Source organism: Prevotella sp. MGM1 (genome assembly GCF_002933775.1).
Taxonomy (GTDB): domain Bacteria; phylum Bacteroidota; class Bacteroidia; order Bacteroidales; family Bacteroidaceae; genus Prevotella.
In genome coordinates this window covers 1-24,525 of the sequence record NZ_BEWV01000095.1, presented here as the reverse complement: position 1 = coordinate 24,525, position 24,525 = coordinate 1, and the positions used below count along the sequence as shown (strand labels likewise).

The 24,525-nt window shown below is 45.0% G+C and carries 26 protein-coding genes and 1 tRNA gene; 15 read left to right on the top strand and 12 right to left on the bottom strand.

The features are described 5' to 3' along the window. Positions 1–57: 57 nt before the first annotated feature. Positions 58–1,245, bottom strand: coding sequence for an aminotransferase class I/II-fold pyridoxal phosphate-dependent enzyme (locus MoGM_RS02925; protein WP_104368687.1), 1,188 nt, complete (start codon positions 1,243–1,245; stop codon positions 58–60). Positions 1,246–1,402: 157 nt separating this feature from the next. Here MoGM_RS02925 and MoGM_RS02920 point away from each other — a divergent pair, with 157 nt between their 5' ends. Continuing rightward, positions 1,403–2,440, top strand: coding sequence for a diacylglycerol kinase family protein (locus MoGM_RS02920; protein ID WP_104368686.1), 1,038 nt, complete (start codon positions 1,403–1,405; stop codon positions 2,438–2,440). Positions 2,441–2,710: 270 nt separating this feature from the next. Beyond that, positions 2,711–2,781: transfer RNA gene (locus MoGM_RS12950), tRNA-Cys, on the top strand. A 66-nt stretch (positions 2,782–2,847) separates the two neighbouring features. On the opposite strand, the gene MoGM_RS02910 is transcribed toward MoGM_RS12950, so the two are convergent. From MoGM_RS02910 to MoGM_RS02895, 4 genes are read right to left on the bottom strand one after another with little or no spacing between them, the layout of a single operon-like run. After that, complete coding sequence (locus MoGM_RS02910; protein WP_104368684.1) at positions 2,848–3,234, bottom strand: YkvA family protein; 387 nt, start codon at positions 3,232–3,234, stop codon at positions 2,848–2,850. Between the two features lie 8 nt (positions 3,235–3,242). Continuing rightward, on the bottom strand, positions 3,243–4,106 hold the full coding sequence (locus MoGM_RS02905; protein ID WP_104368683.1) for an N-acetylmuramoyl-L-alanine amidase-like domain-containing protein: 864 nt from the start codon (positions 4,104–4,106) through the stop codon (positions 3,243–3,245). 7 nt (positions 4,107–4,113) lie between these two features. Beyond that, positions 4,114–5,190, bottom strand: a complete 1,077-nt coding sequence (locus MoGM_RS02900) for a DUF4421 domain-containing protein (protein WP_233210145.1) — start codon at positions 5,188–5,190, stop codon at positions 4,114–4,116. Positions 5,191–5,199: 9 nt separating this feature from the next. Then, complete coding sequence (locus MoGM_RS02895; RefSeq protein ID WP_104368681.1) at positions 5,200–6,183, bottom strand: Gfo/Idh/MocA family protein; 984 nt, start codon at positions 6,181–6,183, stop codon at positions 5,200–5,202. Between the two features lie 80 nt (positions 6,184–6,263). On the opposite strand from MoGM_RS02895, the gene MoGM_RS02890 reads away from it, so the two are divergent. Then, positions 6,264–7,235 carry a hypothetical protein gene (locus tag MoGM_RS02890; RefSeq protein WP_104368680.1) on the top strand — a complete coding sequence of 324 codons (972 nt, stop codon included), beginning with the start codon at positions 6,264–6,266 and terminating at the stop codon, positions 7,233–7,235. Next, entirely contained in the window at positions 7,232–8,302 is a 1,071-nt protein-coding gene (hisB, locus tag MoGM_RS02885; protein ID WP_104368679.1) for a bifunctional histidinol-phosphatase/imidazoleglycerol-phosphate dehydratase HisB, read from the top strand. The genes MoGM_RS02890 and hisB overlap by 4 nt, the downstream gene beginning before the upstream one ends. A 731-nt stretch (positions 8,303–9,033) precedes the next feature. On the opposite strand, the gene MoGM_RS02875 is transcribed toward hisB, so the two are convergent. Continuing rightward, positions 9,034–10,254: a transglycosylase SLT domain-containing protein gene (locus MoGM_RS02875; RefSeq protein ID WP_233210144.1), complete on the bottom strand. Its 1,221-nt coding sequence runs from the start codon at positions 10,252–10,254 to the stop codon at positions 9,034–9,036. Positions 10,255–10,355: 101 nt separating this feature from the next. Here MoGM_RS02875 and hisG point away from each other — a divergent pair, with 101 nt between their 5' ends. The 3 genes from hisG to hisC all read left to right on the top strand — a co-directional run bounded on the left by hisG (position 10,356) and on the right by hisC (position 13,960). Continuing rightward, positions 10,356–11,207 carry an ATP phosphoribosyltransferase gene (hisG, locus tag MoGM_RS02870; protein WP_104368677.1) on the top strand — a complete coding sequence of 284 codons (852 nt, stop codon included), beginning with the start codon at positions 10,356–10,358 and terminating at the stop codon, positions 11,205–11,207. A gap of 359 nt (positions 11,208–11,566) precedes the next feature. Further along, positions 11,567–12,850 (top strand): histidinol dehydrogenase, encoded by a 1,284-nt coding sequence (gene hisD, locus MoGM_RS02865; RefSeq protein WP_104368676.1) that lies wholly within the window; start codon positions 11,567–11,569, stop codon positions 12,848–12,850. 72 nt (positions 12,851–12,922) lie between these two features. Continuing rightward, on the top strand, positions 12,923–13,960 hold the full coding sequence (gene hisC, locus MoGM_RS02860; RefSeq protein WP_104368675.1) for a histidinol-phosphate transaminase: 1,038 nt from the start codon (positions 12,923–12,925) through the stop codon (positions 13,958–13,960). 718 nt (positions 13,961–14,678) lie between these two features. On the opposite strand, the gene MoGM_RS02855 is transcribed toward hisC, so the two are convergent. Then, positions 14,679–15,131: a helix-turn-helix transcriptional regulator gene (locus tag MoGM_RS02855; RefSeq protein WP_016212981.1), complete on the bottom strand. Its 453-nt coding sequence runs from the start codon at positions 15,129–15,131 to the stop codon at positions 14,679–14,681. A gap of 145 nt (positions 15,132–15,276) precedes the next feature. On the opposite strand from MoGM_RS02855, the gene MoGM_RS02850 reads away from it, so the two are divergent. The 8 genes from MoGM_RS02850 to MoGM_RS02815 all read left to right on the top strand — a co-directional run bounded on the left by MoGM_RS02850 (position 15,277) and on the right by MoGM_RS02815 (position 22,900). Continuing rightward, positions 15,277–15,468: a hypothetical protein gene (locus tag MoGM_RS02850; RefSeq protein WP_016212980.1), complete on the top strand. Its 192-nt coding sequence runs from the start codon at positions 15,277–15,279 to the stop codon at positions 15,466–15,468. Between the two features lie 13 nt (positions 15,469–15,481). Next, complete coding sequence (locus MoGM_RS02845; protein ID WP_016212979.1) at positions 15,482–15,796, top strand: hypothetical protein; 315 nt, start codon at positions 15,482–15,484, stop codon at positions 15,794–15,796. Between the two features lie 91 nt (positions 15,797–15,887). Further along, positions 15,888–16,091 carry a DNA-binding protein gene (locus tag MoGM_RS13285; RefSeq protein WP_044214618.1) on the top strand — a complete coding sequence of 68 codons (204 nt, stop codon included), beginning with the start codon at positions 15,888–15,890 and terminating at the stop codon, positions 16,089–16,091. Continuing rightward, positions 16,088–19,396, top strand: coding sequence for a DNA primase (locus MoGM_RS02835; protein WP_016212978.1), 3,309 nt, complete (start codon positions 16,088–16,090; stop codon positions 19,394–19,396). Before MoGM_RS13285 ends, MoGM_RS02835 begins: the two co-directional genes overlap by 4 nt. Before the next feature lie 146 nt (positions 19,397–19,542). Then, positions 19,543–20,751, top strand: a complete 1,209-nt coding sequence (locus tag MoGM_RS02830; RefSeq protein ID WP_044214617.1) for an ATP/GTP-binding protein — start codon at positions 19,543–19,545, stop codon at positions 20,749–20,751. Between the two features lie 11 nt (positions 20,752–20,762). After that, complete coding sequence (locus MoGM_RS02825; RefSeq protein ID WP_016212976.1) at positions 20,763–21,335, top strand: RloB domain-containing protein; 573 nt, start codon at positions 20,763–20,765, stop codon at positions 21,333–21,335. Positions 21,336–21,347: 12 nt separating this feature from the next. After that, entirely contained in the window at positions 21,348–22,064 is a 717-nt protein-coding gene (locus MoGM_RS02820) for a DUF169 domain-containing protein (protein WP_016212975.1), read from the top strand. A gap of 590 nt (positions 22,065–22,654) precedes the next feature. After that, on the top strand, positions 22,655–22,900 hold the full coding sequence (locus MoGM_RS02815; RefSeq protein ID WP_016212974.1) for a helix-turn-helix domain-containing protein: 246 nt from the start codon (positions 22,655–22,657) through the stop codon (positions 22,898–22,900). A 24-nt stretch (positions 22,901–22,924) separates the two neighbouring features. Here MoGM_RS02815 and MoGM_RS02810 read toward each other — a convergent pair whose 3' ends face one another. The 5 genes from MoGM_RS02810 to MoGM_RS02790 form a co-directional block, all read right to left on the bottom strand. After that, positions 22,925–23,305 (bottom strand): hypothetical protein, encoded by a 381-nt coding sequence (locus MoGM_RS02810; protein WP_016212973.1) that lies wholly within the window; start codon positions 23,303–23,305, stop codon positions 22,925–22,927. A gap of 19 nt (positions 23,306–23,324) precedes the next feature. Further along, positions 23,325–23,693 (bottom strand): hypothetical protein, encoded by a 369-nt coding sequence (locus tag MoGM_RS02805; protein ID WP_044214616.1) that lies wholly within the window; start codon positions 23,691–23,693, stop codon positions 23,325–23,327. 61 nt (positions 23,694–23,754) lie between these two features. Then, entirely contained in the window at positions 23,755–24,114 is a 360-nt protein-coding gene (locus tag MoGM_RS02800; RefSeq protein ID WP_104368674.1) for a hypothetical protein, read from the bottom strand. A 1-nt stretch (position 24,115) separates the two neighbouring features. Next, positions 24,116–24,283, bottom strand: a complete 168-nt coding sequence (locus MoGM_RS02795; protein ID WP_016212970.1) for a hypothetical protein — start codon at positions 24,281–24,283, stop codon at positions 24,116–24,118. 1 nt (position 24,284) lies between these two features. Continuing rightward, positions 24,285–24,525 (bottom strand): sulfide:quinone reductase (locus tag MoGM_RS02790; RefSeq protein ID WP_104368673.1); only part of this gene is annotated, 241 nt, incomplete at its 5' end.

Genomic DNA, 24,525 nt, shown 5'->3' with positions numbered 1-24,525 from the left:
TCTCTTTGCGGCTGCAAAGTTAACAATTTTCACCGAGCCATGCAAGTTTTTGAATAATTATTTTATTATTCCTTGTTCCACAAATATCTTTTTGAGCATCTGTATACCACGCTCAACCTGTTCCTCGGTATGTGTTGCCATCAATGCAAACCGCACAAGAGTGTCTTGCGGAGCGCATGCCGGAGGTATTACCGGATTGATGAACACTCCTGCGTCATACGCAAGTTTGGTAATCAGGAATGTCTTTTCCACATCATGTACATACAACGGGATGATAGGACTCTCTGTCTCACCGATCTCAAAGCCCTCTTCACGGAAACGACGCAGTGCATATCGTGTTACTTTCCATAAATCCTCGATACGCTCAGGCTCACTCTTAAGGATATGCAGTGCTTCCATTGCGGCCGCCGTGGCTGCCGGGGCATTTGAGGCACTGAATATATATGTGCGGCAAGTATGACGCAAATAGTTAATAGTATCACTGTCACCGGCTATAAATCCTCCGATACTTGCAAGTGACTTGGAGAATGTTCCCATTATGAGATCAACCTCATCCGTAAGTCCGAAATGGTCGCAAACGCCACGACCGTTACGTCCGAAGACACCAAGGCCGTGAGCCTCATCCACCATAATGGAACAATTGTACTTATGTTTAAGTTCCACGATTTCCGGCAGTTTACACAAATCACCCTCCATTGAGAACACCCCGTCTACGACAATGAGCTTTACAGCCTCATGAGGCAATGATTTAAGAAGATTCTCCAAGTCTTCCATATCATTGTGCTTGTAATGCAACTGCTTGGCAAAAGACAATCTGCGGCCGTCAATTATACTCGCATGGTCACGATCATCGCAAATAATGTAGTCGCCACGACCTACAACCATGGCAATCACTCCTGCATTAACAGAAAATCCTGTGGAAAAACAAAGGGCATCATCTTTACCCTCAAACTCGGCCAACTCTTTCTCCAACTGTACATGAAGATCAAGCGTTCCGTTCAAAAAACGGCTGCCGGCACAACCGGAACCGTATTTATCAAGAGCGTCTTTAGCCGCTTTTATCACACGCTCGTCACCGGTAAGACCCGTATAGGCATTCGAACCGAACATCAACACATTGTGTCCTCCCATTTTAACTTCGGTGCCTTGCTTGCTTGTGATAGCACGGAAATAAGGATATACGTCAGCCTCCATAAATTTCTGAGGCTCGCGGTAACTCTTGTATCTTTCTTGTAATTGTCCCATTTTTAAACTAACAGGTAATCGTTTGTATTTTTACAGGCTGCAAAGATACACATTTTTTATCAATCTGTGTAATTTTTTCGTAATAAATGTAACTTTTCTCCTTTTTTGGTTATACGTTGATTATAGTTATAAACGTTTTTTGTATTTTTGCATCCGTATGACTGATAAGAAAAGCATTGTATTCATATTAAATCCGGTATCTGGCTCCCATGGCAAAGAAGATATACCCGGGATTATCGATGAGACGCTCGACAAAGATATATTCGACTGTCAAATACGTCTCACCGAATATGCCGGACATGCCGCTGAGATTGCCCGTGAATGTGTAGCGGAAAACATTGACGTGGTCGTGGCCGTAGGGGGCGACGGCACTGTCAATGAAGTGGCACGCTCACTGGCCCACTCCGACACAGCTCTCGGCATCATACCGTGCGGCTCCGGCAACGGATTGGCCCGCCATCTGTGCATACCAATGGATATACGCAAGGCCATCGGAATCATAAACAGATGCAAAATAGAGCCGCTCGACTACGGAATAATCAATGACATGCCGTTTTTCTGTACATGCGGAATGGGATTTGATGCTTTCATAAGCCTTAAATTTGCCGAGGCCGGCAAACGAGGGCCTATCACTTATGTTGAGAATGTACTGAAAGAAGGACTCAAATACAAGCCTGAGACATACGAAGTGGAAGACGAGACAGGAGCGAAGAAGTATAAAGCGTTCCTCATCGCATGCGCAAACGCATCACAATACGGCAACAATGCGTATATAGCTCCGAAAGCGACAATGACAGACGGATTGATGGACGTTATAATAATGGAACCATTCGATGTGTTCGACGCACCGCAAATAAGCCTTGACCTGCTCAACAAAACGCTCAACAAAAACTCCAAGATAAAGACTTTCAGGGCAAAAAGGATACATATTCACCGAAGCAAACCCGGAGCCATACATTACGACGGAGACCCTATAATGACAGGAAGCGACATTGACGTACACATAGAAGAAAAAGGAATAAAAATCGTTATAAATCCTGACATAACGGAAGATACATGCCAACCGAATTTCTTCTTGAATGCTTTTTCGGGACTTTACAGTAATATTAATAATGTGAGGGAAGACATCGAGAAACAAGGCCGACGAATACAAGCCATAAACAAGAACCTGTTCCGCAAACTCACTCAAATGTGACATAACCCACCACCATGCAAATCATCATAGCACTGACAATTACCGCAATCGCAGTGATATACTCGGCAATACGCATTTACAAGGCTTTCAAAAAAGCAGGAAATCCTTGCTATGGGTGTACCGGTTGTGAAATAAAAGAGCAAATGATGAAAGTAAAACGCGAAAAAAGTTCTTTAAAAACCAAGAAACCCGCCTGTTTCAATAAAAAAGGCAAGAAAAATTTGGCGGAATAAAATTAAAACATTACCTTTGCAACCGCAAATAAGAAATGGTACCTTGGCCGATCGGTTAGGTAACGGTCTGCAAAACCGTGTAGAGCAGTTCGACTCTGCTAGGTACCTCACACTAAAAACGGCTGACAGATTAACTGTCAGCCGTTTTTAGTAAACACCCAATCGTCGAAAGTTTCATTCCTTAAAAAGGTCGTTGATCTCCGATATTTCATCTTCGTCAAACCATTTCGACAATCTGTCCTTGGCCTTCTCTTTTATTTCAGGCTCAACGTCCATCCACACTTTTTTCAATACATATATCAGAACGGTAAGGTCGTCAGTAAGACCCACGATAGGAATAGCATCGGGAATAACGTCAAGCGGACTGATCATATAGCCCAGCGCTCCTATTATCATGGCCTTATCCTTTTTAGACACCTTGTCACTCTGTAATGTATAATACAGTATCAATGCCGCATAGACCAGTTTCGCACCGGCCCGTTTGGCTATACTTGACACCTTATCCACAAAATCATTTGCCGAGAATTTACCGGCATAACTCATAAAATCAGGTAGTTCCATAGTCTTTATTATTTTATTGTTTTACTGTTTATTCTTATTATTCTGATTCCTGTATGACTCGGATGCTTGCCAAGATACTCACGAAGAGTCATCGGCTCTTTCACCACTTTACGATGAATCATCGACGCATTGAGCAGATGCAGCCCGTCGTGATGCCACACCGCATAACCGAGATGGGCTATATCAAGCCCTTTCTTGTTGCAGGTAATGGCTATGATGTCTCCGTCTTTGACTGCTTTTCGCATCAATTCGTCGTTCCTTACCGCTGCCTTGGGAATATACCTGTATGTCTTCCCGTTCAAAGCCTGCTCCTGCCTCCTTATTACCGGCACCAGTTTGGCGTCTGCCGCCAATGCCTTATACGCTTTTGGATGACCGCTCATGTAGTATACGCTCAGCCGCTGAAGCGCCGTGAAAGGCGGATTCGGTTCCTGTATCTCCCTCACAATACCCATCCTGGTTTTATCCTCTATCCAATCGCTGAAATAATGCAGTCTCGATGTGTAACCATTCATCACTCCTCCCCTGTACCTTAGCGTCATCAACGCTTTCCTAAAGTCTGAGAACGTTAGTTTACCGACATTAGCGCACATCGTGAGCGCAGCCACATTCTCCACAAGTGTAGTGCAGTCAAGCTGCCTTGTGTTTATCACCAGACGCTCGTCATCAAAGACTTCAAGCGTGCGGGCAACATAAGGTCGGCCGAGAAACTTTCCGGCGAAAAACAATTCCTTGCATTCCGAACCGTCAAGTGTACGCGCACTGTCAAGCAGCCTCGTTATGAAGACGCTGTCCTCAGGCAGATAATGGCATCTTTGCGCCGATGCCACAACGCTCATCATTATTGCCAATATTGTCGATAAAAGTCTCATCCCTTAATTATTCCTTCTTTCTGTAATGTAATTTTTTACCGAAATTATATCCTACGTATATATTAAAATTACCGAATACCTCATTCGACGAAAACCTGGATTTATGGTAGTTATTCGTCCTTACTATAAGGCTTGACCCGGCATAAAACCGTGTGTTGTTGTACACGACTCCGAAACGTCCTATTCCGTCAATGTTTATATTGTCGAAATCAAATCCTCTGCCAACTCCGTCTTTAGTGTCGCCATCGGAATGCTTGTATGCCGCCGCCACGGCTCCACTGGCACAGAAAAGCCAGTTTTTTGCGAAAACCCAGTTATAGGCATATCCGCAAGAGACATTCACATTGTAGTATTTGACACTGTTGAACATCAGCCCGCTGTCTATTTTCACCGGACTCGGCTCACAATGACTGTCCACCACCTCCTGCAACTTATCATTATCGAGTTTCATGTCATTGCGCGTATATCCAACTCCGGCCATCCATGACCCGCAACTCAACTTCTGGCACGTACTCTGCGAGAATGCCGCCGGATACGAGAAACGCCTATAATTGAAGATGTAATACAGGCTTGCTCCAGTAATTCCGACACTGATTCCATCGAAAGGCACACCGTTGAGCCGGCTCTCATCTATATCCTCACCGAGATTTACGCTCCTTATCTTATAGTCACTGCCCGTGCGCCGGTAAAACAAATCTATGCCTATTTTCGAACTGTATATGCTGAAATCCAGTTCACGCTTCTGTTTGTCGCCACCGAATGATATGTTTTTCAAGTCAAACGTATAACCGAGAAAGAACCATCTCCAGCCGAAATACGGTCCCAACCTCATGGTCATATCCGGCGAGAATGTCATTTCATGTCCGTTGTTGCTCCTTATCTGATAGAGGTCATAGTTGTAAGTGGATTGCAGCATTATGGTATAGTTATAATGCTGGGGCTCTATATAGTTCGTGTCGATAGAACTCAGTCCCCTTATCGTCTTGCGTAGCTTACTCATCTCACGTCTTCTGCCGGCAAAAGCATCATCAGCATTGACAAGCAACATGGAACAGCAGACAACGAGACACAATACGAACCTCATCACACCGCCCTATATCTTACCCAGAATTCTGTCCATCGCCCAATTCACCGGAGTGGCGGACACTGCAGTACATGTACATACACCCATCCCTTGAAGATGCTCCACCACATTCTTTATCAGCGGAAACTGAACATAAGGCGGATTGGGGACGGTTATGCTCTGCAATCCTGTCGAGGTGTACAGCGATATCGGATCATAATTGAACACGGAAAAACTCACCTGTCCCACATCTCCTATAACCTCGATCCTGTCCTCCCGCGCCGACTCATGCGCCACAAAACACCATGAACCGCTACCCGGAAGTCCGTTCTCAAAACGGAAACACGCGCTCACAGAGTCTTCCGCCTCATACAGTCCTCCACGGTTGGCGCATATACCCGATGCCTCTGTTATCACTCCGAATATGTGCTGCAACATATCAAGCTGATGCGATGCCAGGTCATAGAAATATCCGCCTCCCGCAATGTCGGGCTGCAAGCGCCACGGAAGACAGTCACCACCCGTATAGTCCAAATCGCGCGGCGGAACGGCAAAACGTACCTGTACGTTTATCACCTTGCCAATCGTCCCGCTGTCGATAATCTCTTTCACTTTCTTAAAATACGGCAGATAGCGCCTGTAATATGCCACAAAACATGGCACTCCCGTCTGCTCGCTCACCCTGTTCACCCGCGCGCAGTCATCATAACATGCCGCAAGAGGTTTTTCCACATATACCGGCTTGCCCGCTCTCATCGCCATTATCGCAAATGTGGCATGGCTCGACGGAGGCGTAGCTATGTATATCGCATTAACATCCGGGTCTTCTATGAGCGCCAACGGATCCGTATACCATTTCTTTACGCCATGCCTTTCGGCATAGCCGCGCGCCTTCTCCTTGCTACGGCTCATCACGGCTTCCACCCCCGAGCCTTCTATCTCGGAAAACGCAGGTCCGCTCTTCTTTTCAGTGACCTCGCCACAGCCTATAAATCCCCACTTTATTATTTTCATAATAAGTATTAATTATGTGGCAAAGATACGAAAAAATAAGTACCTTTGCAATATAGGAAAAGAATAAATAGGAAAAAATAATGGAAAATAACACAGCCGAAAACGGCCTGATGAGACGTCGCGGAGCTGGCTCCTGCATAAGAACGGGATACGGACTGTATGCCGACAATTTCAAATCGATACTGAAATCTTCGTGGATTCCGGCACTTGTATACTCACTGATTTGCGCCGCCATCGGCGCATTGTGCGTTATATATATCCCGGAGATGGCTGTCACCACGCTGCGGGGAGGAGTTTCCGGCATGGAAACCACACTTCTGCCGCAAACCATGCTGGCCGTTCTCATCATTGCCGGAGGCCTTGTAGAGATAGTTTTCTATTCATGCGGGATGTCGCTCCTGCGCTCACACAAAGCCAACGGAAGCATAGACAAAATACGAAAGCGGTTCTATTTCGACTTGCGTACGGCTGTACGCACTCTGAAAATAACACTCGCCATCATTATCGTATGCGCTGTGTCCAGTGCCGTTCTATGGGTGGCATACATATACCTGCTAAACAGTATGGGGCTGGAAACCATTGAGTTATGGAAGTCGCTTGTCATAATGTCGTTTTTTGCCGTCATAGTAAATATATTCATGTTGCCGTTCATATTTCCGTTCATGAAATATATACTCAATGACAATGTAAAACTCGCAGACACACTGACATCCGGATATGTCACCGGGTTGCGACGACTGCACTTCATTCTTGCCGTGGCATTTATCACGATGTGCGTCACCGTAGCCGCCGGCACTATAATACAATTGCCCACAATTATACTGGCAACCGCAAACGCGCAATCAATCTACGGAACAGTATACGGAGACCCGTTAGGTATGCCCGACTATATGCCGGTACTCACGGCAGCCACTTTTTTCATCGCCGGTTTCATGCAGACATATATCCGCATGTCCGTGCTGTTCCCTCTATACTATGCTTACGGCTCCACGGAAACATTCTTCAAGGAAAAAGCCGAGAGTAAAAAACAGCAAAACACCATCGAAGAATGAAGAAAGTATTATTCATAGACCGCGACGGAACTCTAATAGAAGAACCGGCAGACGAGCAGATAGACTCGTTCGAAAAACTGAAGTTTACAAAAGGTATGTTCCGCAATCTCGGATTCATCGCTTCAAAGCTCGATTTCGAACTTGTAATGGTCAGCAATCAGGACGGCCTGGGCACAGACTCTTTTCCGGAAGATACTTTTTGGCCTGTACACAACTTTATTCTTCAAACTCTTGAAGGAGAAGGGATCACGTTCGACGACATACTGATAGACCGCCACTTCCCCGAAGACAATGCCGGCACGCGCAAACCAGCCACAGGTCTTGTGCGCAAATATATGGACAACCCCGAGTACGACATGGCCGGAAGTTACGTCATCGGCGACCGAGACACCGACCGCCGGTTTGCCGAGAACATCGGATGCAAGGCTTTGATTATCGGACGCGACGGTATGACGTGGGAACGTATAGCCGAGATTATATTCGCGGGAGAGCGCACGGCAGAGGTCAACCGCACCACGAAAGAAACCGACATATCCGTAAAATTGGACCTCGACGGCAGCGGAAAGTGCGACATACACACCGGATTGGGATTTTTCGACCACATGCTCGAACAGATAGCCCATCACGGAATGATGGATCTGACTATAAAAACAAAAGGCGATCTGCACGTTGACGAGCACCACACCATCGAAGATACGGCTATTGCGCTGGGCGAGTGCATCTTAAAGGCACTGGGCAACAAGCGCGGCACAGAACGCTACGGCTTCTGCCTGCCCATGGACGACTGCATGTGCTCCGTGGCATTGGATTTCGGCGGGCGTCCGTGGCTTGTATGGAATACAGAGTTCAAGCGGGAGCGCATTGGCGACATGCCAACGGAAATGTTCGTGCATTTCTTCAAGAGCCTTAGCGACAACGCTCGGATGAACCTCTACGTCGAAGCCCATGGCGACAACGAGCATCACAAAATAGAAGGTATTTTCAAGGCATTGGCAAGGAGCATGCGCATGGCCGTGCGCCGTGACATATACCACTACGAACTGCCAAGTTCAAAAGGTGTGCTGTAATGAAAAAGAGTATGCTTGCAATTTCTTCCGGCAGGCATACTCTTTTTCATTCAATCACATACTGTCGACCGGCAAAGGAACAACCCATTATCTGTAAATAAAACATCAACGTACAACCAATTCCCGTTTATTGCATATTTATACAGTATCAAAGTATTTTCACTTGAAAATACTTTGAGAAATGATACGTTTCTCACATGTTTATCAGCCTTATGGTTCTTACACCGCATTCGGTATCCCCTTGAGTTCCATTAAGTATCCCGTTAGGTTCCGTTTAGCGTCCGAATGTGACCCAACGGGATACCGAATGCAAGGCAACCAACGGCCCGATGCAAGCCCGAAAACCTCAATAAAAAAGATGCGAGGTGCCGGAAGACAATTTTCCGGCACCTCGCCCCACACCGCACACAATGCTATCATCACGTGCATACACCACAATAAAAACCGCATCAAGCACTCCTACAAATACATACGGGAATGCAAGGCCCGTAGACAACGGGCCACATATGATGTGTATGGAATGCCATCATGCTCTTATTATCAAATATCAATGGCCTATCGACTTGCATAAATATACATATCCGCTTTCCATATACTATAAGTTTTGCTGCCGTAAAGTAAATATTTTTCATCGCCTTATCGTTTGTTTATCATCCTAACGCAAACAAAGGTAATGATAAAATACACGAAAAACAAGTTTCACCGCGATACACATCCGTATACACGGACGCTCATATCCGGAATTTCTTTTTGGAGTGCACTGCCTTTTGCGGCATAATAAGGCCTCCGGCGCCTTGAACCGAAGTGCGCACGCCACGATAAGACATCCACCGCTGACGGATACGGCTGACATAACCGACCGTCTCCGAACCTCTCATATAACCGTATTTCACAATCGGATCACGATAATAACGAGGCTCACTCAGAAGAAGGACATATTCAGATACATCATTCCAACGATGAGGATTTTTCCCGTCGCGCACAGCGAGAGCCATCGCATCGCATATATGGTGATAGCCTCCGTTGTAGCTCGCAAGCACAAAACTAATGCGTTCATTCCGGTCTTTGATATCAGTGAACTTCCTTTCAAGCTGTCCTATATATTTGGCCGCAGCGGCAATATTACTCTCCGGGTCAAACAAGCCTGACTCAGGAAGTCCGAGACGTTTAGCCGTGCCCGGCATTATCTGCATGAGTCCGCATGCCCCAGCCCACGAACGGGCTTGCGGGTCGAATGTAGACTCCTGATAACACTGTGCGGCCATAAGCCGCCAGTCCCAACGGATTTGTTGGCTGTATGTCATGAACAGATGGTCGTAACGGGAAATTATGCCTCCTTTGTGATTGAGCATAGGTGCATACACACGGCGGCGGACACTCCTCGAACTGAGCAGGCGTGACTCCTCTTTTCTCACCGTAGAAAGAATTTTCGGTACATACCACTCCATAACGGCAGCGGCAAGAGCCGGCTTCCCCCTGCCGACCACCCAATTGACAGCCTGCCCAACCGGTTTTGTGCCACAATATATGAAACCGGCAGAATCTGCCACAGTGCCTTGAAGCGATTTCTCTGTAAGCGGATAGGCTATCATATCGGCATCGCCATCGGCAAGACGGCGCAGCATTTCGGCCGTGTCACGGCAAACCTCGACACGGAGGCGCACTCCGATTTTATCGGCAAACTTCTGACACAGCATGTATTGCAATCCAAGATTGCGACCTCTATAATTGTAATAAGTATCAGGACCGCTCAACGTGAGCATTATAAGCTCGCCATTAGCCATTATTCGGTCAAGGTCAAAATCGTCTCCAAATCCAGCCGTATCCACCGTTTCGCCCCACGGAGCGGAAACACGCTCTTCTTGTCCGGCCGAGCATGCAGCTAAAAGCAACACCACGGCAATGACGGAAAGAATATGTTTATATGCAGTTAATATTCCCTTTAAAATCAAAATAGTTACAATTTGTCTGCAAAAATACACATTTTCTTGCATAATCATGTCTTTTTACGTATTTTTGCAGATATTTTTAAGAGTCAAAAGAATCATAGATTATGTTACGTATCGCAGTTCAATCGAAAGGTCGCCTGTATGACGACACGATAAATCTGCTCGCCGAGGCAGACATTAAAATAAGTCAGAGCAAACGCACGCTATTGGTGCAGTCGACAAGTTTCCCGCTCGAAGTGCTGTATCTGCGAGACGACGACATACCTCAAAGCGTGGCCGCAGGAGTGGCCGACATTGGTATTGTGGGCGAAAATGAACTGATGGAAAGCGGAGAAGATGTTGAGGTTATTTCCCGTCTGGGATTCAGTGGATGCCGATTGTCGCTCGCCGTGCCCAAAGACGCCGGCTACAATGGTCCCGAATGGTTTGAGGGAAAGAAAATCGCCACGTCATATCCTAATATACTGAGACGGTTTCTCGGCGAGAGAGGCATCAACGCCGATATACACATAATCACGGGAAGCGTGGAGATTGCCCCAGGAATAGGTTTGGCCGACGGTATTTTCGACATAGTAAGCAGCGGTTCCACATTGGTGAGCAATAACCTCAGCGAGGTGGAGGTTGTTACGCAGAGCGAGGCTGTGCTCATAGGTAACAAGCAAATGAGCGACGATAAGAAAGAAATCCTGAGCGAAATGCTTTTCAGATTTGAGGCGGTAAGAAACGCGGAAGACAAGAAATATGTAAGCATGAACGCTCCCAAAGACCGTGTGCAAGAAATCGTAAGCGTGTTGCCGGGCCTGAAAAGTCCGACTATAATTCCGCTCGCCGACAACGACTGGTGCTCGGTACATACCGTACTTGACCAAAAACGGTTTTGGGAAATAATCGGAAAACTTAAGGAACTCGGGGCACAAGGAATACTCGTGACTCCCATTGAGAAAATGATATATTAGTTATAACAGAAATAAAGATATATTTACAGTGACTGATAATAAAGAACAAGGAGTTAGGTAACAAATTGAGAGTGAGCCATAAAGGAGTATCAATTAATTGATGAAAAAGAAAAAAGGAAACGGTTTGAGAATGATTGCTTTGGAGAGCAATATTGGGACATTGCCGAATAATTATGTATAACAATGTAAGAAAAAGAGTCAGACGCAACCTATTCACCACTTCATCTTTATCCAATTATTTCCATTTGCCCCGGCAATCTTTTATTATTACCTCCGTGCGAGTTTCTCTTCTACCCTAATAAAACCCTCTCCCAACTCCAATTTCATTTTCGTCACGAACTATGCTTTAAATAACAGACATGAGAATAATAAGATATCCGGCCAAAGAGATGTGGGCAGATATTGTCAAACGCCCCACAATAGACACATCGCAGCTGAATGCCACAGTTGCCGACATACTTGCAGATGTTAAGCAACGAGGCGACAATGCAGTTAAAGAGTATGTGGAAAAGTTCGACCATGCAAGCCTTGACACCCTTGCCGTGACACCGGAAGAAATGAAAGAGGCACACGATTCGGTATCGCAAGAGTTGAAAGACGCCATCACTTTGGCATACAACAACATAAAAAAATTTCACGAAGAGCAACGCTTTGAAAGCCGGAAGACAGAAACCATAAGCGGCGTGACCTGCTGGCAGAAAAGCGTTGCCATAGAACGTGTCGGACTATACATACCGGGAGGCACCGCACCGCTGTTCAGCACAGTGTTAATGCTCGCCACCCCGGCAAAGATTGCCGGCTGCAAAGAGATTGTGCTCTGCACTCCGCCCGACAAGCAAGGAAAAGTAAATCCAGCCATACTAATGGCTGCCGAGACCGCCGGAGTAAGCCGGATATTCAAAATCGGAGGAGTGCAGGCCATTGGCGCCATGGCCTACGGAACGGAAACCGTGCCGAAAGTGTACAAGATTTTCGGGCCGGGAAACCAATATGTAATGGCAGCCAAACAGCAGGTAAGCATTCACAATGCGGCAATAGACATGCCGGCAGGCCCCTCGGAAGTGTGCGTGATAGCCGATGATACAGCCAACGCAGCTTTCATCGCCGCCGACCTGCTTTCACAAGCCGAGCATGGTATCGACTCCCAAGCGATACTTATCACTACATCGGAAAAGATCATGACAGAGGTTGAGACCGAGGTTGCAACTCAGCTCGCACAGCTACCACGCAAGAAGATTGCCGCGGAAGCCCTTAAAAACAGTATGCTTGTGCTCGTTAAAGACAGTGAAGAGGCTGTAAAACTGAGCAATGCCTACGCTCCCGAACATCTGATTATACAGACGGAAGATTATGAAGAACTGGCGGAACGGGTGATAAACGCCGGAAGTGTGTTCCTCGGCATATATGCTTGCGAAAGTGCCGGCGACTACGCAAGCGGAACCAATCACACTCTTCCTACACACGGCTATGCCACGGCATACAGTGGTGTGAACCTGGACAGCTATTGCCGGAAAATAACTTTCCAACATATCACGGAAGAAGGTGTACGCAACATCGGAACAGCAGTAGAGAGAATGGCCGAAGCCGAGTCTCTCTACGCTCACAAGAACGCCATGACAATACGTCTGAAAAGTATCCGATAGAGATTATTTAACAGTTATCGCCATCCCGACAAGATACAAACAACGGGAAAACAAACATAGAAAAAGGATAAAATGAAAAACCTGGAAGAACTCATAAGGCCAAATATCAAAAGCCTTGCACCATATAGCAGCGCAAGAAACGAATACAACGGACATGAAGCACGGGTATTCCTTGATGCCAACGAAAGCCCTTATAACAATCCGTATAACAGATATCCCGACCCACTTCAGACGGAAGTGAAGAAAGAACTGGCACGGATAAAAGGTGTTCCGGCAGACTGCATATTCCTTGGAAACGGGAGCGACGAAGCTATAGACCTTGCCTACCGATGCTTCACACGCCCCGGAACGGACAATGTCGTGGCTATCGAGCCTACATACGGAATGTATAAAGTCTGTGCGGATATCAATGACGTGGAATATCGTCCGGTCATGCTGGATGATGATTTCAAGCTGAATGCCGACAAGCTGCTCTCCGCATGTGACTCAAGAACCAAGTTGATTTGGATTTGCAGCCCCAATAACCCGACGGGAAACAGTCTTGAATATGATGAAATAAACAAGGTCTTGAACGCTTTTCAGGGCATAGTGATAATTGATGAGGCATACAGCGACTTCTCACGCAACAAGACTTTCCGCAACAAACTGTCCGCGCACCCAAACCTAATCGTACTGAACACCATGAGCAAGGCATGGGGATGTGCCGCAATAAGACTTGGCATGGCTTTCGCTTCAAAAGCTATAATAGAAGTGTTCAACAAGGTTAAATACCCATACAATATCAATCTGTTGACACAAGAAAAAGCTCTCGAATTCCTGAAAGACCCTTATGAGACTGACCGTCAGGTACGTATCATCCTCACGGAACGAACCCGAATGATTGACGCTTTCAGGCTCTTGCCTATCTGCGAGAAAGTTTTTCCTACCGACGCAAATTTCTTTCTCGCACGGATGAGTGACGCTCAAGCCATATATGGCTATCTCGTCGACAAAGGAATAATAGTACGTAACCGCACACGCATCACCCTCTGCCAAAACTGCCTGCGCATAACCATCGGCACAAAAACGGAAAACAACGAACTGCTATCGGCTTTAAGACAATATAAATGATTATCAATTAAACAAGAGCGGCTGTGACTTCCAATGATAAAAGGCTGCATTTATCATCATGGCCGATACATTTTAATACCAGAACCGCCACACATTCAAGTCTTGTGGCAGACATATTAAATATCATAACCGCAATACATAAGTCTTATAACATACATACCAGACTTTTAATGACATATATGTAACAGGCAATAACAGGTATGCTATTCATTGCGACAGATGTACGTTAGAATCAAATAACAGCTAAATTTTATATCAAACGATAGCATTTGTTCAATAAAAAAATATGGCGGATGATTTCTCATCCGCCATATTTTTCACATTAATAGAACTCTATTATAACATAGATTATAATCTATTATCATTTCATTGAGACATTAATTCCATCATTATTCCTCAACCGCAGCCTGCGCCCTTTCGATATAAACTTAACAATCAAACACTTGACTTTTTGGTGTAAGCCTACAGTAAGCGAATATTTGTTTAATGTTTATCTAATTGAAGAACTTAATCTTCGAGGGCGGCTTGGGCCGCAGTAATATGGTACTAATATACAGAAACTTACATCTTATATGTAAGCGTTTTGTAAACACCACATAACAACAAAATCCCTTTGCATCTAAGAATGAAATGACGAGTTTAGTGCTAAAAAGACCCTGCTTTTTCGTCATTAAAGCGACTCATTCATCATTCAATGGCAACATTAATTTCTAATTCTTTATCTCCTTTCTTTTAATAGTTCAATGATAGCGTCCTTATCCTTTAAGTTGGAGTCAAGACGATTTATTTGTGCATTAAGACTATCAATCTGCTCCTTCAAGAGCTTGATGGTCTCTTTTAGATTTTCTGTATTTGATTGTTCTTTCTCCAGTTGAACTGCAAGTTCTGCATTACCTATTATATTATGGGCGTTTCCCTGTAATGAGACTGCCCCCCAATTAGCGGAAATCGGTTGCGGAATAGGACAGAACAAAGAGAAGAAATTACAATCCAAAGCCTCACTCACCTTGACGAGACGGTTTGTTTCCATGGTCTCCCTCTCCAAGATGCGATTTACGTGCTGTTGTGGTACGCCAATCCTGCGCCCCAACTCGGATTTGGACAACCCAAGTTCGACACGCCGTTTCTCGATTTCTGCACCCACATGCACGTGCTTGATGCTTATTTCCATAGGTTTCAATCATTAAATAGAGATTAAACCAAAAAATATCAAATATTTATTTGGCTACCTAAACATTATTGTGTTACTTTGCAAGCGTTATACACTTGATTAGTATATGCAAAGTTAAACATTAAACATTAAACAACCAAGTATTATGGCAGAAATTATTGTAAAAATCCGTCCCGCCCTCACTGCGCTCAAAATTGGAGAGTCCATCACTTTCCCTATTTCCAAGTTGAAAAGTGTCCGCACCCAAGCCTCTGAACTGGGAGCCATTTACAACCGGCAGTACAAGACTCAGACCAACAGGGAGAATATGACTATCACCGTGAAGCGTATTGACTAGCCGGTTTAATTATATGGATATTAAAATACTCCAAGTCTTAGACCGTTTGATTCCATACGACACCTTTCTGAATGACCTCGCGGCCAGAATTGTCAAGATGATGAAGGCTGACAACAACGACCCTGAATTTGTTAGCCAAAGAAAGGCATACGAGCTGTTTGGACGACGCAATGTAGAAAGATGGAAACGGCAAGGAAAAATAGAATCCTATAAAAGACCGGGAAAGGTGGAATACAGGACTTCCGACCTCCGCCTTTTGCAGCGTACCACCCAGGATTACTTCAAGACTCCTCCTTTAAAGAACAACAGGAAGAACCCCGAAAAGTAAACACTATTATGGCTATATATAAGAAAAGCCCATATAATAATATCCATATTTGATATGGAACAATACAAATAAACTGATTGGTAAGCATATTATGAAAGAAGTAATGCCAACTTGCAATCCTAACGGTGTTTATTCGGTAAAACGAACTTGTGCCGAACTGGGCATAAGCCATAAGACCCTTCATAAATATAGGAACAATGGTTATATCAAGCCATTGAATCCCCAAAACATTTACCGTCCCAAATACTCCGGCCAATCCATCATAGATTGCTGGAACCTCATGAAAACAATATGATTAGCGACTCCACCATCAACCAGGTCAGGAATCTTACCATTGAGGATGTCCTTCGTCCATACGTCAAACTTTCAAGGAAAGGTTCGACATTGATGGGACTTTGCCCTTTTCATCAGGAAAAGACAGGCTCGTTTGCGGTTACGCCAGCCAAAAATCTATTCCATTGTTTCAGTTGCAACCGTGGTGGGGATGCCATCACTTTCATCATGGAGAAGGAGAACCTCTCCTTCATGGAAGCCGTGGAGTTCATCGCCAGGCACAATAACATTGCCATTGAATATGTCCGGGAAGAAAAGAATGAGGAGCAGATAGCCGAGGCCAGACACAGGGAATCCCTCCTTGTTATTCTCGACCACCTGCAAAACTATTTCACAGAAAACCTGAGAATGGCAGACAATGCGGAGTGCAGGATGGCACGTGACTATGCCTATGGAAGATGGCCGGAGGAGTTTTGTTCTGTAAGCGGTATCGGATATGCTCCAAAGAATGGCAGCGACTTTATAGAGTATTGCCGTAAGCTTTCGCTTAACGAGGAACTGTTATTCGAGTTGGGTATGCTCAAAAGGGCGGAAGATGGTAGCACATACGCCATGTTTCGCCAACGAGTCATGATACCCATCCGCAATCGTTGGGGACGAATAATCGCTTACACCGCAAGATACATAGGAACTAATCCCCAAGCCCCCAAGTATATCAATTCATCCACAAGCATTGTTTATTCAAAAGGAGAGACCATCTTCGGCATAGACAGAGCCAGCCGCCAAAGGAACGCCGACTATTATATAATAGTAGAAGGTGCACCGGACGTATTGAGAATGCAATCCGTTGGATTCGAGAACACCGTGGCGGCATTGGGCACCGTATGGACGGAAAGCCAGTTTGAGCAACTAAAGAAGTACACCAACTCCCTCTGCTTCATTCCGGATTCGGATATAACCGAGGGAAAAGCGTTTGGCCCGGGTTTTGAGGCCGTGATGGAGAATGGATCTGCTGCCCTCAAGAAGGGATTTCATGTGACGGTCAGGGAACTTCCATTTGCGACAGCACCCATAGAAGATGACGAAGGACTATCTGAACCGGATTCTGGTTACGAAACAGACTTAAAAGCGACAAAAGTCATCAAGAATGATGCGGACAGTTTCATTCGCTGCAAAGAAGATTACATCTCACTTGTAGAAAAACATTTCATCACTTGGCTGGCTCAAAAACGATTCTATATCGCCTCTTCATTAGTTGAAGAACGTAAATGCGTTTCAGAGATAGCCGACCTCTTGCGCTATATCAAAGACCAGTTGGTATTTGACCAGTGCATCGAACAACTGGCCAAAATCCACGGCAAGGCAAAACTATGGAGGGATGCCGTAACACAGGCACGTGGCGAGGCAAGAAAAAGGAATGACCGTATCTCCTCCATGAACGACATGCAGCGTGAAGCGGAATTATTGCGCCAGTTCGGACTCTATATCCGTGAGAACTGCTATTATTCCGTTGGTAATGAAGATGAAGACCCGTCCAGAATATCTAACTTCATCATGGAGCCATTATTCCACATTGAGGACGAGAACAACGGCACACGTATCTTCAGAATGCGTAATACTTATAATATCTGCAGAGTCATCGAACTCCGGGAATCTGAAATGTGCTCATTGAGCAACTTCCAGCAGAAGGTCGGCTCACTGGGCAACTATGTATGGCTTGCCAAGATTGATAAGCTCAACCGGGTCAAGGAATACCTGTATTCCAAAACAGACACAGCCGAGCGCATCCGCAAGCTGGGCTGGAACGGCAATGAGAATTTCTTTGCCTTCGGCAATGGGATTCTGACCGATGGAGTTTTTAAGGAAGTAAATGAATTGGGTATCGTAAAAAGCCCAAACGGAAAAGCATTTTATATTCCGGCCACCTCAAAAATATACATCCACAATCAGGAAATCTTCCAGTTCGATCGGTTGATGATACACGAGAACAGAAACGGAGTGAAGCTACACGGCTTTGCATCCAAACTGATGGACGTGTTCGGTGAGAACGCTTCCATAGCCTTGTGCTACCTCTTCTCCACTCTTTTCCGTGACATCATTTTCAGACGTACCCGGCATTTCCCGATACTCAACCTGTTCGGAGAGAAAGGAACGGGCAAGACCACCTTAGCCACTTCCCTCCAGTCCTTCTTCCTGCACGGAGTAGATCCGCCAAACCTCGGTGTGACCTCCGTGCCGGCAATGAACGACCGGGTATCACAAGCCGTAAATACGCTTGTGGTACTTGACGAGTATAAGAACGACCTCGACATACGAAAGATAGCCTACCTCAAAGGACTATGGGGAGGTGGTGGCCAGACCAAGAAGAACACCAGTACGGACGGGATGGCTACCCAAACCATCGTGACCACAGGCGTGGCACTTTGCGGGCAGGATAAGCCCACGCAAGATATGGCACTCTATACCCGTGTCATATTCCTGGCTTTCTCAAAGACCTCCTTCAATCAGACAGAGAAGAAACACTATGAGGATTTGGTATCACTCTGCAATTTAGGCCTAACACATCTGACAGTAGAGATACTGAATCACAGAGAACTCTTTGAGAAAAACTTTCCTGAAACATACGCCATCACCAAACGGGAACTGGCTACGAAGTTGGAGAACGAAACCATCCACGACCGCATCTTTGGGAACTGGGTCATACCATTGGCCACGTTCCGCACGTTGGAAACGGTAGTAGATGTACCATTCAGTTATACCGAACTCTTTGAGACCGCCATCAAGGGAATACGCAATCAGAACGAGTTAGCCCAGGAAAGTTCAGAGATAGCCGACTTCTGGAATATACTCCAAGGCTTCCAGACATCAGGGAAATGTATTGACCGGGCGCATTACCGCATCCGCTATATGAAGTCATTCCGTCCCATATCAGCCAAAGAGGACATCGAGTTTCAAGAAGCCCGACCTATCCTTTATCTGAATATGGCAGCCATATCTTCACTGTTCAACAGCCGGAACATGAATGCGACCGCCAACCGTTCCAACTGGTCCACCATCATGTCGTACTTGAAATCCCATTCTTCATACTTGGGATTGAAGCAAGACCGCTTTACTATCCTGCTGCCAACTGGCTTACCGGATTTTACCATTGAAGTGATAGGCAACAACCAAACTGTTAAGAAGGTCAAGGTCAATCGTCCAAAGGCGTTATGCTTTGATTATCTGCAACTGAAAGAGATGTTCGGATTGGATTTGGAAACAGAAATGGTAACGGATGATGTGGATTTTCAAGAGGAGAATACTGCAACTCATAATAATCCCACTTAAAAATGCCAATTCTAAGCAAAAACGCCAAACCAATAGCCACTAAACATCATATTAGCTTTGCAAATACGCATTTCTTATGTAAATATCACAATCTAATAGATGAAATACCGTTTATTTTATGTAACTTTGCCTCAAAAGTAAATGACATGATAGCTGAAATTAAGTTTAAGAACATGTACTCATTCAAGAATGAGACTATTCTAAGTTTTGAGGCCGACAAGAGTGAAGATATGGCATCCTACCACGTAGTTGAGCTAGCTCCTGACGTGAGGCTGCTCAAAGTAGCTATTGTATATGGAGCCAATGCTTCGGGCAAAAGCAATATTGTGAAGGTGTGCGATTTCATCAAATCGTTCATCACACACACACCGCTCAACAAAGCAGAGCAAGTAGGTGTAGTGCCTTTTTTGTTGAATAAGACAACTCCGTCCCAATTATCGGAGTTCTCTATCTCATTCTACATTGTCCAAGACGACAAAGCTGTACACTATGTTTACAGCGCATCGCTGGATAGAGCCCATGTAGCCAATGAATCCTTGATATTTTATCCAAGCCAGCAACCGGCTACAATTTTTGAGCGTACCACAGAAAACAATGTGTCCGCTATCAAATTTGGTCAGAAATTAAAGGTAAGCAACGCTGTTAAAGAAGAAATCACCCTAAAATGTCTGCCCAATATGTCTGTGTTCTCAGCATATATGCAGGTAAACACGAGCATCAAGGAGATTGAAACGGTGCTGAACTATCTGAATGAACGTATGATGTCAGCCGTTACTCCCATGGTATCACTAAATGCTTTTGCAGAGAAGTCTATCAAGGAAGAGGTGGCTAAGGATTATATTTTACGTTATTTGCAAGAAGCAGATTTCAATATTTCCAATATTTCCACCAAAGAGCAAGAGACAAAGAAAGGAATGATAAACTACACCCTGTTTCAGCACAAGGTTTCAGACCAGGCAGGAGAATCGAATTTTTACGATTTCCCAGAAATGTTTGAGTCCGATGGCACATTGCGCACCTTTGGCATGGCAGCGCATATCCAGCATATTTTGAGACAGAATGCGTTTTTGGCTATTGATGAAGTGGATAATTCGCTACACCCAAAATTGATAGAGTACATCATTGAGCGTTTCTTGAAAGAATCCCAACAAGCACAACTACTACTTACAACCCACTATGATGGTTTGTTGGGCGAAGAAGACCTGCTTAGAAAGGACACCATCTGGTTCACAGAGAAAGGACCTGAAGGTGTTAGCGAGCTTTACCCTCTAACCGATTTCAAGGGTCTCAACAGAATCAGCTCGCTACAGAAAGCCTATAAGTTCGGGAAATTCGGTGCGGTTCCTAACCTCTAAACTAGAATAATATGAGAACAGCAAGAAAAAATGTTGCGACCAGACAGGTCATACATATTGTTGGTGAGGGACTGACCGAGTTATTCTATTTCAGCCACCTGAAGAAACTTCTAGGTTATCGGTATGCTATATCTCCACGTCTGTTTGAGAACAACAGCATAGAGAAGATTGAGAAGAAGATAAAGGAACTTCTGAGTGAAGACGTCTTTGTCATCTGCGTATTTGATGCGGATGTAAGCCGTCGTTCCGATACCGAGAATCGAAAGATGGCAGCCTTGAAGAAGCGCTACGAAAAGAATCAGAATGTCATTCTTTGCGATAGCTTGCAATCTATAGAATACTGGTTCTTGCTTCATTACGAAGATACTTGCCGTCATTTCCAAGACTCTGCCGCCACAGAAAAGGCTCTAAAGAAATATGTTCCGTCATACGACAAATCCCGGAAGTATCTGGAAAAAGAGAAATGGGTGGCAGACATGATTTCAGATGACAAAATGAAGAATGCCTGTAATCTGGCAGAAAAATACCAAGGCAGAGATTCGTATAGTGAAATATACAAGGCAATCCGAAAAATCGAAGAATAAGACCAAATCGCCATGGTACAGAAATTTTTGCAACAATACAAAGAAGCCTTCGGGGATGCAGCCCCACTTCCAATAGTTTTCGGCTATAGCCATGCGGCAGCCACGGAAGTACACAAAGTGCCACGCTGTATGATTGGTGCCATCCGTAAGGTTTGCAACGGAGAAGCTTTGACCTTGACCGCCGACAATGTACTTTGCGGTGGTGGAAGTCTATACACAAGATTTGCCCCCATGCAGGAGCGAATACCTATGTTCGTCTCTGAAACGGAGCGCTACAAACAGACCCCCGAACAAGTAAAAGAGTACATACGGAATCTGAATATAAGCCTTGTAAAGAAGCCATACCTCAATTTCATCAGAATGGATCAGCTTGCCACTCTTGATGAAATGGAAGGCATCTTGTTTTTCGCTACCCCGGATATGCTATCCGGTTTATGCTCATGGGCATTTTATGACAACAATGCGTATGATGCCGTATGCACAAAGTTCGCATCAGGATGTTGCAGCATCGTGACCTTTGCCGTACAAGAGAATCAGAAACAAGGGCGAAGCTGCTTCATCGGAATGCTTGACCCCTCTGCTCGTCCGTTAGTCCCTGCCAATGAACTGACGTTTGTAATCCCAATCAACCGTTTCCAAGAAATGTCGGAGACTATGGAACATTCCGCATTATTCCGCAAAGCATACTCCATCGTTAAGAAACGAATAAACGGAGAGATAGGGAAATAAAAAAGCTCACCATTTTATACCTATAATAGAGGTCATCTTCCCGGATGGCCTTTATTTTTCACACCTTAATCTTGATAACAGATAACTCCATTTTCTTATCCTTATTCAGGGTTTACTATTGTTCTTCAAAAAATAATATGTACACATTTTAAAGGTGACGGCGTTGACAAGACCTAATCCTTTATGCTGCAACAATATCGTTTCAAGATGTTGCGTTGACAAACGTTGACAAAGGTAGCCACTTTTTGAAATCTCAAAAAAATTGGAGCCAACCGTTGACAAATCACGAACTTCTATATATTATTCTCTTTTTAGAAGAAAAAAGATAAAGTATTGTATTATAGAGCATTCTCACGCACCTCCTTCTTCATTTTTGGCGTTGGCTTCGTTGTCAACGCTGTCAACCTCCAAATATATGCCTTTCTTATTCTTGGGAAAATGCTATTCCACCAACAGATGTCCATCGCATAAGCCAAGTATTTGTAGCGAGTCCAACAAACTTCGATATAATCCAATGAATTACAGATTGTTCCCATATTTAACATCTTGTGGCATTATCGTTATCCGCCTACCTTTACGGAAAAACAACTATGATGAAGCACAAAGATTTCACAGGAATAATCCCGGAGCAGACCTATTCGGTGAGTGAGGCGGCACGATACTTCGGTGTTCACCGCTGTACTGTCTATGCCTATATCAACCATCCCACAAAACCTTTGCCATTCGTGAGGTTGCCCGATAAAATCAAGACTGTCTTCCGTGGGATTGATTTGATTGCTTACAAAGCAGCCGGTCTCCCGAAGAGAGGACGCAAACGACAAGGGGACACCCATTGATAAGCATCCCCGGTAACCTTCCATTCAGTTAAGTCCATTCTTGGTGAATGCTGATCGGAAGGGCTTTTTACCCGACAACTCGGACAAGTCGCAAGCCAACAGCCACGCCTTGTTTCTTATATCTTCCATATCCGCTACAGCTTGCAGATACCAGGACGAGTCCATCGCCCCGGATTTTATCATCCATTCTTTAGCACACGTGGCGGGATTGATGGCATCCACAAAAGAAACGACCTCATTCGTAAGGCTGCAAATCTTATCATCCTTGACCTCAGCGGTGAAACTGAAAGGCACACCACTGAGGGTTTTCCGATGGAAGTCATAACAGCGGATGCCGTTCTTTATACTTACAAACACATTCCAGCCATTCTTGGTTGCAATACCATAGATTTTACTTTCTACCATTAGTCTCTTCTTTAGTGGTTCATTCTTCATCAATTTCTCTGATGGCATCAAGCAAACTTTCAATGTTTCTCTCTGCCGCCTCCATATCTTCAAGCACATCCCTCATACGATATGGCGCACCATTTGTTCCGTGCCCGTTATCGTCAAGCCATAGATAGGCTTCCGAATCCACATCAAAGCCTTCATAGTATTCTTCCATATCAGCCACCAAAGAGTCAAGGCTATCATCCTTCATCCTTGCCGAAAAGGAGAAGTCTTGCCCTGCAGGAGTGTATTTGGAAAACTCAAAAACGACAATGCCTTTCTCTTGGTCGGTGTCAGAACTCACACTCCATCCGTTGCTTTCGGCACATTCAGTTATCTTATCAATGATATTATGCTTGTTCATATTCATATATATAATGGTTATGTCAGCCGTAACGGGGTAGCTACGGCTGACGAATTAGTTGTTATTCGAGGTTGGCAAGAAAGCGTTGCAACCTATTGTCCTTCAACTGGCTCAACTTGGTAGGTTGGAAATTCTCCTGTTGCCGGACTTGCAGCTTGCCGAAGCCTTGTGCCGTATAGTCAAGCTCCACCTCCGAAAGCTCGTTCAGTGAAATGTAGCCGTATTCATCTTCCATCATTCCGATAACGATACCAAAGAGAATGGTGTCCTTTCCATCTGTTTCTCCTTCAAGAATGTACCACCGGATTGAGCCGAGAGCGAATATCGCGCGACAAACTGCTTCTTTTCCTTTGCCATCCTGGGAATAAAGCGGAAAATCTTTTAAGGTTTCCGCTAATTGGGGTGTCATTAACCTGCACATCTCAATCAAATTCTATTTCGTCCTCATAAACATCTATCTCTGCGCCACTGCTGAACTGCACAGTAAAACCTTTTGCAGTCTTGGCTACTATCGTACCACGATGATAACCACGCCATGGGGTTATCAGCTCGCATTGCCGCCCGTATTCCGGAAAATCTTTCTCGTCCATATCAACCAACTTTAGGGTTAGTAAATTCGGGGTCATAGATAAGCTCACACTCAACCAAATGTCCGTATGCCTCGGATGCAAGTTTGGATGCCCACTCGTTCCGTTGGTCATAACATCCTTTTTGATAGTTGTATGCCAACTGGCGCATAAAGCCAAGGAACACCTTGAACATCTGTTGCTGAAGGTAACGGTGCGCTCTGGTCATTTCTCTGCCTGTCTGGTTGGCTGACACCATAACACCA

Coding starts and splice junctions, on each gene's coding strand:
- MoGM_RS02900 (WP_233210145.1), bottom strand. CDS start 5,190: ATGAGGTTCGTATTGTGTCTCGTTGTCTGCTGTTCCATGTTGCTTGTC.
- MoGM_RS02810 (WP_016212973.1), bottom strand. CDS start 23,305: ATGGTAGAAAGTAAAATCTATGGTATTGCAACCAAGAATGGCTGGAAT.
- MoGM_RS02905 (WP_104368683.1), bottom strand. CDS start 4,106: ATGAGACTTTTATCGACAATATTGGCAATAATGATGAGCGTTGTGGCA.
- MoGM_RS02855 (WP_016212981.1), bottom strand. CDS start 15,131: ATGGAAATAAGCATCAAGCACGTGCATGTGGGTGCAGAAATCGAGAAA.
- MoGM_RS02805 (WP_044214616.1), bottom strand. CDS start 23,693: ATGAACAAGCATAATATCATTGATAAGATAACTGAATGTGCCGAAAGC.
- MoGM_RS02845 (WP_016212979.1), top strand. CDS start 15,482: ATGGATATTAAAATACTCCAAGTCTTAGACCGTTTGATTCCATACGAC.
- MoGM_RS02825 (WP_016212976.1), top strand. CDS start 20,763: ATGAGAACAGCAAGAAAAAATGTTGCGACCAGACAGGTCATACATATT.
- MoGM_RS02830 (WP_044214617.1), top strand. CDS start 19,543: ATGATAGCTGAAATTAAGTTTAAGAACATGTACTCATTCAAGAATGAG.
- MoGM_RS02910 (WP_104368684.1), bottom strand. CDS start 3,234: ATGGAACTACCTGATTTTATGAGTTATGCCGGTAAATTCTCGGCAAAT.
- hisG (WP_104368677.1), top strand. CDS start 10,356: ATGTTACGTATCGCAGTTCAATCGAAAGGTCGCCTGTATGACGACACG.
- MoGM_RS02920 (WP_104368686.1), top strand. CDS start 1,403: ATGACTGATAAGAAAAGCATTGTATTCATATTAAATCCGGTATCTGGC.
- MoGM_RS02835 (WP_016212978.1), top strand. CDS start 16,088: ATGATTAGCGACTCCACCATCAACCAGGTCAGGAATCTTACCATTGAG.
- MoGM_RS02815 (WP_016212974.1), top strand. CDS start 22,655: ATGATGAAGCACAAAGATTTCACAGGAATAATCCCGGAGCAGACCTAT.
- MoGM_RS02895 (WP_104368681.1), bottom strand. CDS start 6,183: ATGAAAATAATAAAGTGGGGATTTATAGGCTGTGGCGAGGTCACTGAA.
- MoGM_RS13285 (WP_044214618.1), top strand. CDS start 15,888: ATGAAAGAAGTAATGCCAACTTGCAATCCTAACGGTGTTTATTCGGTA.
- MoGM_RS02795 (WP_016212970.1), bottom strand. CDS start 24,283: ATGGACGAGAAAGATTTTCCGGAATACGGGCGGCAATGCGAGCTGATA.
- MoGM_RS02850 (WP_016212980.1), top strand. CDS start 15,277: ATGGCAGAAATTATTGTAAAAATCCGTCCCGCCCTCACTGCGCTCAAA.
- hisC (WP_104368675.1), top strand. CDS start 12,923: ATGAAAAACCTGGAAGAACTCATAAGGCCAAATATCAAAAGCCTTGCA.
- hisB (WP_104368679.1), top strand. CDS start 7,232: ATGAAGAAAGTATTATTCATAGACCGCGACGGAACTCTAATAGAAGAA.
- hisD (WP_104368676.1), top strand. CDS start 11,567: ATGAGAATAATAAGATATCCGGCCAAAGAGATGTGGGCAGATATTGTC.
- MoGM_RS02925 (WP_104368687.1), bottom strand. CDS start 1,245: ATGGGACAATTACAAGAAAGATACAAGAGTTACCGCGAGCCTCAGAAA.
- MoGM_RS02890 (WP_104368680.1), top strand. CDS start 6,264: ATGGAAAATAACACAGCCGAAAACGGCCTGATGAGACGTCGCGGAGCT.
- MoGM_RS02820 (WP_016212975.1), top strand. CDS start 21,348: ATGGTACAGAAATTTTTGCAACAATACAAAGAAGCCTTCGGGGATGCA.
- MoGM_RS02800 (WP_104368674.1), bottom strand. CDS start 24,114: ATGTGCAGGTTAATGACACCCCAATTAGCGGAAACCTTAAAAGATTTT.